This is a genomic window from Mesorhizobium sp. P2_F7, from assembly GCF_056403695.1.
In genome coordinates, this window is sequence record NZ_JBFUFA010000001.1 from 328,003 (window position 1) to 341,577 (window position 13,575).

Sequence of the window (13,575 nt, forward strand, 5' to 3'; positions counted from 1 at the left end):
CCGTCTTTTCAGATCGATGCCGGAGCGGCAAAGAGGTTCGCTGTCTCAGGTCGCCAGCCTTGCCAGCGCCCATACCATCAAGGGTGAATCCGGATAGGTCAGCAGCCCGCCAATGCCGAGTGCGATGCCGTAGGGAATGCCAGTCGTGTCGTCGGCGAAATGGCGCAGAAACGGATTGTGGCTGGTGTAAATCGCCAGCGGCGATTTCCGATAGAGAAGGATGGCGAGCGTCAGCAGGCCACCGATGAACGTCGAGATCACGAGATATTCGACAAGGTGAGGGTTGAACCCCATCCAGACGGCGGTGCCGGCGAGCAGCTTGGCGTCGCCGCCGCCCATGCCGCCAAGCGCAAACAGACCGAAGGTCACTGCCAGCACCAGGGCGCCGGCCGCGAAATGCCAGCCATAGGTTGCCCAGTCCATGCCCGTCAGCGGCGCAACCACGGCAAACACCGCCAGCAAAAGCACCGGCACGCGGTTGGCGATCGTCATCGACAGCATGTCGGAGATCGCGGCAAAGAGCATGCAAAAGGGAAAGACGACGAAGATCAGGGCTTCAAGCATCGGCGCGGCGCCTTGGTCACTTGTACAGGGCTTCAGCCTAGACAGGTTCGATTAACGATTGATGAGGCAGCGGTCTCAAATTTACTGGTGTCGCCTGCGAATTGCGGATTCAGATCCTGCGCATCGCACAAATGAAACAAGGGCCGCAAAGAGCGGCCCTTGTTCCCAAAACAGTCGCTGATCCGTAATGTATTACGGAGCGTTGCCAGTCGAGACGGCTTTGGCGATGGCGTTGAACTTGACGCCCAGGGCGTTGCCGAGCGAACCAGCACCGACCATGATGGCAAGCGCGATGAGAGCGGCGATCAGACCGTATTCGATAGCGGTCGCGCCGGACTCGTCCTTCACGAAGCGTGCGATGAGATTAGACATTCGAGAGCTCCTACTCCACGTGTTACAGCACTTCCGTCAACTTCTGTGGTGGTTGATCGGATGCTGCCAATCTAGGGAGAAGCTCTTTCAATCGGCTTAATAAACAGCCTTACCGATTCCTTTCGCGCGTCGAACAGCTTGCGTGGTTAACCGCAAACTAAACGCCGGACAGCGGCTCGCCGGCCCCATGAAAAGGCCGTGAAAGCTGAGACTTCACGGCTGTCGACAGGGACACTCTTTATATTAGGCGGCGGCGAAATGCGCGCGAATATCCCGGGCCTGGCCACCGGCTTAACCGTTGGTTCACCAATCTCGTTCATGTTCCGTTGAACAAGTCTGCCGCCGTGGAGCGCCTCGATGACCGCCATGAAATCGTCATTCCTGCTTGCCGCGCTTCTCGCCGTCCCGGCTTTTGTGCTGCCGGCCAAGGCCGGAGCCGGCATCGAAGTGACGATGAACCAGGCCAAGATCGTCAAATTGACACGCCCAGCCGACACCATTGTCATCGGCAATCCGGCGATTGCCGATGCCTCCGTCCAGGATGCATCGACGATCGTTCTGACGGGCAAAGGGTTCGGCGTCACCAATCTGGTTGTTCTCGACCAGGAGGGCAGCCCGATCGTCGACGAACAGGTGACGGTGGTGCGCCAGGACGCATCGTCGGTGCGTATCTACAGGCGCGCTTCGGTACAGACCATGTCCTGCACGCCCTATTGCGAAAGCTCGTTCAAGAGCGAGTCGGAGAAGGCCTCCGAAGCCGAAATGAGCGCCGGCCAGTAAGCGCCTGGGCGGCTCTCAGTTTCCGTTTCCCCGAAACGTCGCTTCGGTTAGCAACGGGTTAATGCCTTCCCGCCGAATTTAGCGGTCATCCAAACCGGACCTCAATGGGTTTTCGCTAGTGTTGCCGACGGTACCGCATCAGGATCGGCAGGGACGGGACATGGGCGACGTTTTGGACGGGCGTTTGGACGAGGATTCAGGACGCGAGATCACGCAGGCCAAGGCTGGACGCGTGACGTTTGCCCGCCGCTTCCTTGGCGATCGTCGCGGCAGCACCGCGATGGAATTCGCCATGCTGGCGATCCCGTTTGCGCTTCTGGTCTTCGCCATCCTCGAGAGCTGCATTTCATTTGCCGGACAGGAGGTGATGGCCAACATCACCGACGATGTCGCCCGCCAAGTGCGCACCGGCCAGTTGAAGCCGGCCGACCTGACCGGGACCAAGCTCAGGGACATGATTTGCAACAGGCTGGAAATCATGGTCGCCAAGACCTGCCCCGGACTTCTGGTGGATCTGCGCGAATATCCGACCTTTGCCGATGCCGCCACGGCTGGCTTCAAGATCGTCAATGGCGAGATCGTACTGACGCAAGGCACGAATTCGATGAGCTTCGCCGTGACGCCGGGCCTGGCTGAATCGAAGAACATGCTGCGGGTCTTCTACAAATGGCCCGTCATGACCGATTTCATGGCCAAATCGATGGCCAATCTGAAAGACGGCAACACACTGCATTTCGCATCGGTGACCTGGCAGAACGAACCGTTCGACGACTGAGAACTCAGCGTTACTTTGGCTTAAAAGGGAAGCAAGCATGTATCGTGCGGGGGCGCATCAGGGATTTTCGAGTATCTGGGCAAGAGCGATGCGATTCTGCTCGGATCGCCGCGGTGTCGCGGCCATCGAGTTCGCCTTCATCGTGCCTGTGCTGCTGATCATGTATTTCGTGACCATGGAGGCCTCGCAAGCCATCGAGACCAGCAAGAAGGTCAGCCGCATCGGCTCCATGGTTGCGGATCTGGTCACACAGCAGCAGACAATCATGTCCGCCGACATCGATGCGATCATGAAGATCGGCACCTCGACCCTGCAGCCCTACAACCGCTCAACGCCGACGATCATCATCACGGCGATACAGATCACAAACGAGACGCCGCCGAAAGTAAAGGTCGTGTGGTCGCGCAAGCTGGTCGCGGGCACCTATACCGTCGACGCGGCCAAGGACACCATCACGACAGTTCCCGCCACGCTCAAGATCGCTGACACATTCCTTGTCCGCGTCGAAAGCAAGCTCGGCTACAAGCCCATCATCACCTGGTCTGCCGACAGCGAAAAGCGGCTTGGTCTGACCTCGGCCTTCGACTCGATAACGATGGGCGAGACCTATTACCTCAGGCCGCGCCGGAGCACGACGATCCCCTGCAGCGACTGCTGAAGCGCCAAGGTTTATTGACCGCTGCTGTCCGACAGCAGGCGCACGATGGCGGTTGCCATCGCATAGTCGCCAGCGGCGGCTGATATAAAGCCGCCGGAATGTTTCGATTCCACGAAATCGTAGACTTCCGGCGACTGCGATTTGAGATTGGTGAGGAAGACGGTCAGCCGGCGTTTGGCTTCGGGGTCGAGATCGCTGCGGACGGCGTGGGGACCGTAGCGCAGCAAACCGGAAGTCCAGATGGTCTGGAGCGCGGCCTTTGGAATTCCCGCCGCCTCCAGCCGCGCCGCCGTGCCGTCCGGATCAGTCGGCTGATCGCCGGCAATCGCAGTCCGGTTTTCCGCAGCGGCCCGCTCCCAGCCGAACAACGCATCGGCCTGGCCATCGACCAGCATCGCTTCAGCAGCGGCGGCCGAGCCGGCATGAGTGAGGAATGGCGCATCCTGGCTGATCTTGAGGCCATCGGCGGCCAGCCCGGCGAGCGGCAGAAGAGAGCCGCCGACATTATCGGAAGGCGCCATCGCGATGCGGTGCGTTTGCATCGCTGCGAGGTCGGGAAGCTTGCCGTCGCGCGTCAACAGCACGGAGCGAATGCCGGTGGCGCCGTCGGCATCGACCGGCGCCACCAGAGGTTCGACACAGCCGCAGCGCTCCGAGACGGTGGCGTAGGCGGTCGCCGAATAGACCGCGTACTGAATGCGGGCAGTGGCCTGTGCCTCGATCAGCGCTGCATAGTCATGCGCGACGACGAATTCCACCTTCATGCCGAGCGCCTTGCCGTAGGCGTCTGTCAGCAGGGCGAGACCCGGAACCGTGTTTCCGGCGCCCGGCTCGGCAACGATACCGATCCGAAACGTCCCGATCTGGTCGCGCCAGTCGGCGTGCGCGGCGTGCGGCAAGGCCAGCAACGCCACGGTGGTCGCCAATGCCCTCCACCCCGGCCCTATGGCGATATCCGCCCGTCTCATCGTTCCATGCCCCGTGCCACCGTTCCTCGAAGCGCGTCGCATCCGCAAGGATGCGTACAGCGCGCCTGCCCGCAGTCGCGACCATGGCGCCTGGCCATTGCCGCCTGGTTTCCGATTTGCCAATGCCGCGACGGGACCTTATGTCTGGTCACCCAGACTGGCAATGACGGCACCGATGGCGCGCGCTTTCCTCTTCGTTCTCGATTCTTTCGGCATTGGCGGCGCCGCCGATGCCGAACGCTATGGCGACGCCGGCTCGAATACATTCGGACATATCGCAAAGGCCTGCGCGGAAGGCCGCGCCGATCGCGATGGCCTGCGCAAGGGGCCGCTTCTGGTGCCCAACATGGTTTCACTGGGTCTCGGTCGCGCTGCTGAAACCGCAACCGGCTTCCGGTTCGCCAGCAAGGCCGGCGCTGTTTCAGCCTCCGCTTTCCACGGCGCCGCGCAGGAGATTTCGAGTGGCAAGGATACGCCGTCGGGTCACTGGGAAATAGCCGGCCTGCCGGTGCGCTTCGACTGGGGCTATTTCCCCGATACCGTGCCCGCCTTCCCTGCCGAACTGACCGAAGCGATGATCCGCGAGGGCAAGGTGCCGGGCATTCTCGGCAATTGCCATGCGCCGGGCACGGAGATCATCGAGCGCTTCGGCGAGGAGCATATCCGCACCGGCAAACCGATCTGCTACACCTCGGTCGATTCCGTCCTGCAGATCGCGGCGCACGAGGTTCATTTCGGCCTCGAACGGCTCTACGAGTTCTGCAAGACGGTGCGCCGGCTGGTCGACCCGCTGAAAATCGGACGGGTGATCGCACGGCCTTTCCTTGGCGAAACACCGGCCACTTTCGAGCGCACCTACAACCGTCATGACTACGCCGTGCCACCGCCCGGGCCGACGCTGCTCGACCGGCTGACCGGGCGCGGCAACCGGGTCATCGCGATCGGCAAGATCGGCGACATCTTCGCCCATCGCGGCATTTCGGAGGTGCGCAAGGCGCCCGGCAACATGGCGATGTTCGACAAGGCGCTGGGCGCCATGGACGACGCCGGCGACGGCGACCTGGTGTTCGCCAATTTCGTCGACTTCGACACCGAGTTCGGCCACCGCCGCGACGTTGCCGGCTATGCGGCGGCGCTCGAGGCCTTCGACCGGCGGCTGCCGGAGGCGCTGGCGAAACTGAAGCCGGGCGATCTGCTGATCCTCACCGCCGACCATGGCAACGACCCTACATGGCGCGGAACCGACCACACGCGCGAACGCATCCCGGTGATCGGCATCGCACCGGGCCTCGCCGGCGGCGACATCGGGCTCAGGACCACCTTTGCCGATATAGGCGAGACCGTGGCCGAGCATCTCGCACTGGCGCCCGGCCGTCACGGCACCTCCTTCCATGCGACGATAGGCGGCCATGCCTGAGCTGCCTGAGGTCGAAACGGTCCGGCGTGGCCTGCAGCCGGTTCTGGAAGGCGCGCGCATCGTGCGTGTCGAGGCACGCCGGCCCGATCTCAGATTTCCGTTTCCGGCGAAGTTTGTGCAGCGGCTGACCGGCAAGACCATCACCGCGCTTGGCCGCCGCGCCAAATATCTCACCATGCATATGGATGGCGGTCCGGTGCTGATCTGCCATCTCGGCATGTCCGGCTCGTTCCGCATCGAAACCGCTGACGACAGCGAGACGCCGGGTGCGTTCCATCACGAGCACTCGAAGGATGCCAAGCACGACCATGTCGTGTTCCACGTCTCCTCGCCAGCCCGCGCCCGATCTCGTGTGATCTTCAACGACCCGCGCCGCTTCGGCTTCATGCTGTTTGCCGAAGGGCTGGCCGACGCACATCCAATGCTGGCGGGCCTGGGCATCGAGCCGACCGGCAACGCGCTGGACGGCGCCCTGCTGGCGTCGCTGCTGAAGGATCGCAAAACACCCCTGAAGGCGGCACTGCTCGACCAGAAGCTGATTGCCGGGCTTGGCAATATCTATGTGTCGGAAGCGCTGTGGCGCGCCCACCTGTCGCCACTGCGCGAAGCAGGCACCATTGCCGGGACCGGCAAGAAGGCCAAGGAGCAGAGCGAGCGTCTGGCGGAAGCGATCCGTTCGGTCATTGCCGATGCGATCGCCGCCGGCGGCTCGTCGCTGCGCGACTATGTGCACACTGACGGGTCGCTGGGCTATTTCCAGCACTCCTTCGCGGTCTATGATCGCGAGGGCGAGCCCTGCCCTACGCCTGGCTGCCGTGGCCACATCGAGCGCATCGTGCAAGGCGGCCGTTCGACCTTCTATTGCCGGACCTGTCAGCGGTGAGCTAGACCGGTCTCTTCAATGCCGGAACGAGGAGGCCAGCCCATGAGCTATGAAACCATCATCGTGGAGACGCGCGCCAAGGTCGGCCTGATCACGCTGAACCGGCCCAAGGCGCTCAACGCGCTGAATGCCCAGGTGCTGGCGGACATATTGGCGGCGGCCAAGGGGTTCGATGCCGATCCGGGTATCGGCGCCATGGTCATCACCGGTTCCGAGAAGGCCTTTGCGGCGGGCGCCGACATCAAGGAAATGCAGGCCATCGCCTATGCCGACGCCTATGTGCAGGATCTTTTCGTCGGCTGGGAGGAATTTGCACGCACCCGCAAGCCGATGATCGCGGCGGTCGCCGGCTATGCGCTGGGCGGCGGCTGCGAGCTGGCGATGATGTGCGATTTCATCATTGCCGCCGATACGGCCAAGTTCGGCCAGCCCGAAATCACGCTCGGCGTCATTCCCGGCATGGGCGGTTCGCAACGGCTCACCCGCTTTGTCGGCAAGGCGAAGGCCATGGACATGTGCCTGACCGGGCGGATGATGGATGCCGCGGAGGCTGAGCGTTCCGGCCTGGCGTCGCGTGTCGTGCCCGCCGCCGACCTCATCGAGGAAGCGCTGAAGGCCGCGGCCAAAATATCGGAGTTTTCGCTGCCCTCGGTGATGATGGCCAAGGAGGCCGTCAACCGCGCCTATGAGACGACGCTGGCCGAGGGTCTGCGCTTCGAACGCCGGCTGTTTCACTCGCTGTTTGCGCTCGACGACCAGAAGGAAGGCATGGCGGCCTTTGTCGAGAAGCGGAAGCCGAATTTCGCCAATCGCTAGGACTCCCGTCGCGAGGGCCAAAAAGAAGCCAAAGCGGCGTTGACGTGCCGGGAAAGCTGAACTATAAGCCGCTCCAACCGAGGCGGCCGTTGGCTGCCCGTTTGTTTTTTGCGCCCTGCGGCATCCCGCATGCGCCCACCAGATCAGAAGAGAGGCACCATGGCCAATACCTCCTCGGCCAAAAAGGCAACGCGCAAGATCGCCCGCCGCGCAGCGATCAACAAGAACCGCCGCTCGCGCGTGCGCACCTATGTCCGCCAGGTCGAAGAGGCACTGGCTGCCGGCGACAAGGCAGCCGCGCTGGAAGCCTTCAAGGCCGCGGAGCCGGAATTGATGCGCGCCGCGACCAAGGGCGTGATCCACAAGAATACGGCATCGCGCAAGGTCTCGCGTCTGGCTCACCGCCTCAAGGTACTGTCGGCCTGATCGACTGTTCCTAAACTGTCGTTCTTTGAAACCCGGCCGATCGCGCCGGGTTTTTTCGTTTGCCGGCAAGTACTTAAAAAGAACGGTCGCAAAGCACGCCTTGGCCCGCATTCCAGAGTCCGGAATGCTTTGCCGGCACATACACTCCCAGTGATATTCCAATCCGCCGAAATGACCCATGCCAATAAATTCGGCTGTCACAAATTACTGATATTTTTCAATGACTTGTGGGCGGTGATCCACAGCTTGTTCACATCACCTGTGGGCGACAGGCAACAAGTTGGTGTCAAGTGAATTATTTCAGAAAATTTCAAACCGCACAGCCATTTTCACATTCGCGGCAAAAGGGTTTGAATCACAATGGCTTTGCCAAAATCTGCGGTTCCAGGACGGGACCCGAACCCTTCATCAGTAACCAGATTCCTTAAAAATCCGTTAGACGTGGCCTTGCCCTATCCACAACGATTTCGGTAATGTCGATCTATCGAAAGGGACGGGCCATTAGCCCACAACCCAGCCTGAATCGGCCAGCTCACAGTGGCAGAATTCATGACGTGGATCAATTCCGCGAACGGGTATGGTTTGTCTTTTCGATGCGGTAGGGGACTGGCGTAATTTGTACATGGCAGGTCGATGGCGCACCGGCGTTTTCGCCGGGTGGCGTTGCTTTGCCCAAACATGTCAGACGGACTGGCTTCAAGCAGCCGGGACCGATCCCTTGCTGACGAGGCAACGTCATCCGCCGGCGGCGGCGGTGGTGTTGTAGCGAAGATACGGTCGTCGGAAACATGGGTGCAGGAGGCGCACTCCCGGCGGAAAAGGTACAGAAGAACAAGGGACGCACAATCATGCAGAGCGGCATCGAGCGGGAACTTACGGGCGACCTGCCATTTCCTGGAACATTGGTCGGAGCGCACGACATGGCGGCTTCCAGCGACGCGGAACAGAAGTTCGACCGGGTCAAGGCCCAGTTGAAGGCGCGTCTGGGAACCGAGGTCTATTCGAGCTGGTTCGGACGGATGAAGGTGGCGGAGGCTTCCCGAGGCATTGTACGCATCTCTGTGCCCACGGCCTTCCTGCGCTCGTGGATCAATGGTCACTATCTCGATCTTATCGCCGATCTGTGGAAGCACGAGGATCCGGAGGTCCTGAAGATCGAGATCGTCGTGCGCACCGCGACCCGTCCGGCCCGCAATGGCGTCGAGCCCGAAGCCGTGCCTGCACGCAAGATGACCAAGCAGACGCAGACCGCACTGGCGGCCGGCACGGCGGGCCCAGGTCGGGTGGAGCGGGCGCCCGCCCCTCGCCCCGGCACGCCGATCGAGGCCGAGTTCCGGCACAATGTGCTGGGGTCGCCGCTCGACCCGCGCTACACGTTCGGCTCCTTCATCGAAGGCCCGTCGAACCGGGTGGCTTTCGCCGCCGCAAAAGCGGTGGCCGAATCGCAATCGAGCGCGGTGCGCTTCAATCCGCTGTTCCTCCATGCCACCGTCGGCCTCGGCAAGACGCACCTTTTGCAGGCGATCGCGGCCGAGTCACTCAAACAGAACCCGAAATCGCGCGTCGTCTACCTGACGGCCGAATATTTCATGTGGCGCTTCGCCACTGCGATCCGCGACAACAATGCGCTGACGCTGAAGGAACAGCTGCGCGACATCGACCTGTTGATCATCGACGACATGCAGTTCCTGCAGGGCAAGTCGATCCAGCATGAATTCTGCCATCTCATCAACATGTTGCTCGACAGCGCCAAGCAGGTGGTGGTTGCCGCCGACCGGCCGCCCTCGGAACTGGAATCGCTGGAGCCGCGCGTGCGCTCGCGCCTCAATGGCGGCGTCGCGCTAGAAATGTCGGCGCCGGACTTCGCCATGCGCATCGGCATGCTCAAGCTGCGGCTTGCCACAGCCAAGGTCGACGATGCGTCGCTCAATATTTCGGAGGAGATCCTCAACCATGTCGCCCGCACGGTGACCGGCAGTGGGCGTGAACTGGAGGGCGCGTTCAACCAGCTTCTGTTCCGTCAATCATTCGAGCCGGCGATCACCATCGACCGCATCGACGAAATCCTCGGCCATATCTATCGCTCGGGCGAGCCGAAGCGGGTGCGCATCGAGGACATCCAGCGCATCGTGGCGCGCCACTACAACGTGTCGAAGACAGAGCTTCTGTCGAACCGGCGCACGCGCACCATCGTCAAGCCACGGCAGGTCGCCATGTACCTGTCGAAGGTGATGACGCCACGCTCGCTGCCGGAGATCGGCAGGCGTTTCGGCGGCCGCGATCACACCACGGTTCTGCATGCAGTGCGCAAGATCGAGGACCTTTCCGGCGTAGACAACACGCTGGCGCAGGAGCTGGAACTGCTCAGGCGGCTGATCAACGACCAGGCCTGAGCGGCTCGGGAAACGGAGCGCGCCGGATTTTAGAGCATTCGGTCGGCGCGCTCAAAATTGTTGTTTTGATGCAAGTCGTGGCCCCAAAACCGCTGCGCACTTTTGGGCGACATAGTCCTTTTTGATGCAAGTCGTGGCCCCAAAACCGCTGCGCACTTTTGGGCGACATGCATCGGTTTGCGGGCTTCGCCCGCTTTATCCCCAGAAAGCCCGCGTAACCGGCGCGAACCGGTGGCGCGGGCTTGCGTTTATTGGCTTTTTCCTGTCAGTTTGCATAGATTCTGAGCCTGTTCAGACCTTTCGCGGGGCGCCGCCCACTGGTGACCCGTTCATTCATTCAAGCGAGCCTGTTTCGTCATGCGTGTTATCCTGGAACGGTCAAATCTCCTGAAGTCGCTCAACCACGTTCATCGCGTGGTCGAACGGCGCAACACCATACCGATCCTGTCGAACGTGCTGCTCAGCGCCGAGGGCGCCAGCCTTGAAATGAAAGCCACCGACCTCGACCTCGAAGTGACCGAAGCGACACCGGCCAAGGTCGAGCGTGGCGGGGCGACTACGGTTCCGGCGCACCTGCTCTACGATATCGTGCGCAAACTGGCCGACGGCGCCGAAGTGATGCTGAAGACCGACGAGGACGGCAATGCCATGACGGTGACGTCGGGCCGCTCGAGCTTTCGCCTGCAGTGTCTGCCGCAGTCCGATTTCCCCGAGCTTTCGGCCGGATCCTTCTCGCATATCTTCCGGCTCGATTCCGTCGCCCTGAGAGGCCTGATCGAGAAGACGCAGTTCGCCATCTCGACCGAGGAGACGCGCTATTATCTGAACGGCATCTACCTGCACACGCATGAGACCGGCGGCAAGCTGAAGCTGCGCTCAGTGGCGACCGACGGCCACCGCCTGGCGCGCGCCGAGATCGACGCGCCGGCGGGCTCGGAAGGCATGCCGGGCATCATCATTCCGCGCAAGACCGTCAGCGAATTGCAGAAGCTGGTCGACGATCCGGATGTCGCGGTCACCACCGAATTGTCCGATACCAAGATCCGCTTCACCATCGGCAGCGTGGTTTTGACCTCGAAGCTGATCGACGGCACCTTCCCGGACTATCAGCGCGTCATCCCGACCGGCAACGACAAGAAGCTGATCATCGATCGCCAGAGCTTCGCCGCAGCCGTCGATCGCGTCTCGACCATCTCTTCCGAGCGCGGCCGCGCGGTGAAGCTTTCGATCACCGAAGGCCAGGTGACGCTGGCGGTCAACAATCCGGATTCGGGCAGCGCCACCGAGGAATTGGCGGCCGACTATTCGTCCGACCCGATCGAGATCGGCTTCAACGCCAAATATCTGCTCGACGTCGCTGCTCAACTGACCGGCACGGAAGCGAAATTCATGCTCGCCGATGCCGGTTCGCCGACGCTGATCCACGACATGGCCGACGAGACCGCGCTCTACGTTCTGATGCCGATGCGAGTGTAGCCGCACTGCGGCAAACCTTTCGGCGTGACGATTGCGGCGACTTCTTTGGTGCATGTCGTTGTCTCAAAACCGGGACCACTTTTGAGCGACATGCATTAGGCGGATAGCGGTTGCCCCAGCAAAGCCATATAAGTAAGCTTACACTTACGAATTTCCGCAACTATGCGGCGCTGTCGATCGACCTTTCTCCGGGCGCCGTGGTGTTTTCCGGCGACAACGGCGCCGGCAAGACCAATCTCCTGGAAGCCATCTCCCTGCTGACGCCAGGCCGCGGCCTGCGCCGCGCGCCCTACGCCGACGTGGCCCGCGAAGGTGGCGATGGCGGCTTTGCGCTGCATGCAAGGCTAGACGGGCCAGAGGGTCAGGTCGAGATCGGCACCGGCATCACCGGTGGCGAGGCCGCCGGCGAGGGCGGCCGCAAGGTGCGCATCAACGGTGCGCCGGCGCGCTCGGCCGACGCCATGCTGGAGTGGCTGCGCGTCGTCTGGCTGACGCCGGCCATGGACGGCCTGTTCCCCGGTCCGGCCGCCGACCGCCGGCGTTTTCTCGACCGGCTTGTGCTGGCGATCGATCCCGGCCATGGCCAGCGCGCGATCGATTATGAGAAGGCGATGCGCGGGCGTAACCGTTTACTTACGGAAGGTTCGCGTGACGGCGCCTGGTTCGACGCCATCGAGATGCAAATGGCCGAGACCGGCGTGGCGATCGCCGCCGCGCGCGCCGAACTTGTGCGCCTGCTAGCCGCGATGATCGATCGGTTGCCTTCCAGCGGACCGTTTCCGCAGGCCGACATCAGCCTGTTCGGCGACCTGGAAAGCGATGTGGCTACTTCGCCAGCAGTCGATGTCGAGGAACGCTATCGCGCCGCCCTCGCCGATGGCCGCGAACGCGACCGCGCCGCTGGGCGCACGCTGGACGGCCCGCACCGTTCGGATCTCCTCGTGCGCCACCGCCCCAAGGCGATGCCGGCCGAACTCTGCTCGACCGGCGAGCAGAAGGCGCTGCTGGTCGGCATCGTTTTGTCGCATGCAAGGCTGACCGGCGAAATGTCGGGGATGACGCCCATCCTGCTGCTCGACGAGATCGCCGCGCATCTCGACGCCGGCCGGCGCGCCGCGCTGTTCTCGATCCTGGAAGAGCTGAACTGCCAGGCCTTCATGACCGGAACCGACGCCGCGCTGTTTTCCAGCCTGAGGGGACGCGCGCAGTTCCTCACCGTCGACCACGGCACGGTTGGGCCAACCGAAGACACCTGACAAGGTTTTTTGCCCGCTGTAAGGTCCGGCAATGACCCATGCCGCCCTCACCGACGAAGAGCTTGAGCGTTACGCCCGCCACATCGTGCTGCCGGAAATCGGCGGCGCCGGCCAGCAGAGGCTGAAGCGGGCGCGGGTGCTGGTCATCGGCGCGGGCGGGCTCGGCGCGCCGGTGCTGGAATATCTTGCTGCCGCCGGCGTCGGCACGCTCGGCATCGTCGACGACGACATCGTCTCGCTGTCCAATCTGCAACGGCAAGTGATCCACGCCACCGACACGGTCGGCGCGGCAAAGACCCAAAGCGCCAAAGCGGCGATCGCCCGCATCAATCCCCATGTCGCGGTGGAACTGCACGAATTCAGGCTGACGGCCGAGAACGCCGCTGCCCTCATTGCTCGCTATGACATCGTTGTCGACGGCTCCGACAATTTCGACACACGCTATGTCGTGGCCGATGCCTGCGCCGCGGAGAAGCGGCCGCTGGTACATGCCGCTGTCGGCCGCTTCGACGGCACGGTGACGGTGCTGACACCGTTCGAGACCGGTGCCGACGGCAACCCGAACCCTAGCTATCGCGACCTCTTCCCCGAGGCGCCGCCGGAAGGGCTGGTGCCGTCCTGCGCGGTGGCCGGCGTCGTCGGCGCGCTGACCGGCGTCATCGGCACGCTGCAGGCGATGGAGGCGATCAAGCTGATCACCGGCATCGGTGAACCGCTGGTCGGCAGGCTGCTGCTCTACGATGCGCTGTCTGCGCGCTTCGATACCATCCGCTACAAGAGAAACTGAGCGC

Annotated in this window: 14 protein-coding genes; 11 read left to right on the top strand and 3 right to left on the bottom strand. The window is 62.6% G+C overall.

The features are described from left to right. Nucleotides 1-45 precede the first annotated feature (45 nt). Nucleotides 46-564: an A24 family peptidase gene (locus tag AC1DZ8_RS01500; RefSeq protein ID WP_477279456.1), complete on the bottom strand. Its 519-nt coding sequence runs from the start codon at nucleotides 562-564 to the stop codon at nucleotides 46-48. Between the two features lie 192 nt (nucleotides 565-756). Then, complete coding sequence (locus AC1DZ8_RS01505; protein ID WP_477279454.1) at nucleotides 757-936, bottom strand: Flp family type IVb pilin; 180 nt, start codon at nucleotides 934-936, stop codon at nucleotides 757-759. 357 nt (nucleotides 937-1,293) lie between these two features. Between AC1DZ8_RS01505 and AC1DZ8_RS01510 the strand changes: the two genes are divergently transcribed. The 3 genes from AC1DZ8_RS01510 (at nucleotide 1,294) to AC1DZ8_RS01520 (ending at nucleotide 3,149) form a co-directional block, all read left to right on the top strand. Next, nucleotides 1,294-1,716 carry a pilus assembly protein N-terminal domain-containing protein gene (locus AC1DZ8_RS01510; protein ID WP_477279450.1) on the top strand — a complete coding sequence of 141 codons (423 nt, stop codon included), beginning with the start codon at nucleotides 1,294-1,296 and terminating at the stop codon, nucleotides 1,714-1,716. Between the two features lie 160 nt (nucleotides 1,717-1,876). Then, the gene (locus tag AC1DZ8_RS01515; protein WP_477300598.1) at nucleotides 1,877-2,491 is read left to right on the top strand and encodes a TadE/TadG family type IV pilus assembly protein; all 615 of its coding nucleotides are present in this window, start codon (nucleotides 1,877-1,879) and stop codon (nucleotides 2,489-2,491) included. A gap of 37 nt (nucleotides 2,492-2,528) precedes the next feature. After that, entirely contained in the window at nucleotides 2,529-3,149 is a 621-nt protein-coding gene (locus tag AC1DZ8_RS01520) for a TadE/TadG family type IV pilus assembly protein (RefSeq protein WP_477300596.1), read from the top strand. 11 nt (nucleotides 3,150-3,160) lie between these two features. Here the strand turns inward: AC1DZ8_RS01520 and AC1DZ8_RS01525 are convergent, their stop codons facing one another. Then, nucleotides 3,161-4,117, bottom strand: a complete 957-nt coding sequence (locus tag AC1DZ8_RS01525) for a phosphate/phosphite/phosphonate ABC transporter substrate-binding protein (protein WP_477300594.1) — start codon at nucleotides 4,115-4,117, stop codon at nucleotides 3,161-3,163. Nucleotides 4,118-4,292: 175 nt separating this feature from the next. On the opposite strand from AC1DZ8_RS01525, the gene AC1DZ8_RS01530 reads away from it, so the two are divergent. The 8 genes from AC1DZ8_RS01530 to AC1DZ8_RS01565 all read left to right on the top strand — a co-directional run bounded on the left by AC1DZ8_RS01530 (nucleotide 4,293) and on the right by AC1DZ8_RS01565 (nucleotide 13,571). Continuing rightward, complete coding sequence (locus AC1DZ8_RS01530) at nucleotides 4,293-5,534, top strand: phosphopentomutase (protein ID WP_477300592.1); 1,242 nt, start codon at nucleotides 4,293-4,295, stop codon at nucleotides 5,532-5,534. Continuing rightward, nucleotides 5,527-6,417, top strand: coding sequence for a bifunctional DNA-formamidopyrimidine glycosylase/DNA-(apurinic or apyrimidinic site) lyase (mutM, locus tag AC1DZ8_RS01535; RefSeq protein ID WP_477300590.1), 891 nt, complete (start codon nucleotides 5,527-5,529; stop codon nucleotides 6,415-6,417). Before AC1DZ8_RS01530 ends, mutM begins: the two co-directional genes overlap by 8 nt. 42 nt (nucleotides 6,418-6,459) lie before the next feature. Then, on the top strand, nucleotides 6,460-7,233 hold the full coding sequence (locus AC1DZ8_RS01540; protein WP_477300588.1) for an enoyl-CoA hydratase: 774 nt from the start codon (nucleotides 6,460-6,462) through the stop codon (nucleotides 7,231-7,233). 159 nt (nucleotides 7,234-7,392) lie between these two features. Continuing rightward, a complete protein-coding gene (rpsT, locus tag AC1DZ8_RS01545; RefSeq protein ID WP_142868388.1) occupies nucleotides 7,393-7,659 on the top strand; it encodes a 30S ribosomal protein S20 in 267 nt (88 codons plus the stop codon). An 848-nt stretch (nucleotides 7,660-8,507) separates the two neighbouring features. After that, a complete protein-coding gene (dnaA, locus tag AC1DZ8_RS01550) occupies nucleotides 8,508-10,052 on the top strand; it encodes a chromosomal replication initiator protein DnaA (protein WP_142868389.1) in 1,545 nt (514 codons plus the stop codon). 357 nt (nucleotides 10,053-10,409) lie between these two features. Beyond that, nucleotides 10,410-11,528 (top strand): DNA polymerase III subunit beta, encoded by a 1,119-nt coding sequence (gene dnaN / locus AC1DZ8_RS01555; RefSeq protein ID WP_023669575.1) that lies wholly within the window; start codon nucleotides 10,410-10,412, stop codon nucleotides 11,526-11,528. A 110-nt stretch (nucleotides 11,529-11,638) separates the two neighbouring features. Beyond that, on the top strand, nucleotides 11,639-12,784 hold the full coding sequence (recF, locus tag AC1DZ8_RS01560; RefSeq protein WP_477300585.1) for a DNA replication/repair protein RecF: 1,146 nt from the start codon (nucleotides 11,639-11,641) through the stop codon (nucleotides 12,782-12,784). Between the two features lie 31 nt (nucleotides 12,785-12,815). Then, on the top strand, nucleotides 12,816-13,571 hold the full coding sequence (locus AC1DZ8_RS01565; protein WP_477300583.1) for a molybdopterin-synthase adenylyltransferase MoeB: 756 nt from the start codon (nucleotides 12,816-12,818) through the stop codon (nucleotides 13,569-13,571). Nucleotides 13,572-13,575 lie beyond the last annotated feature (4 nt).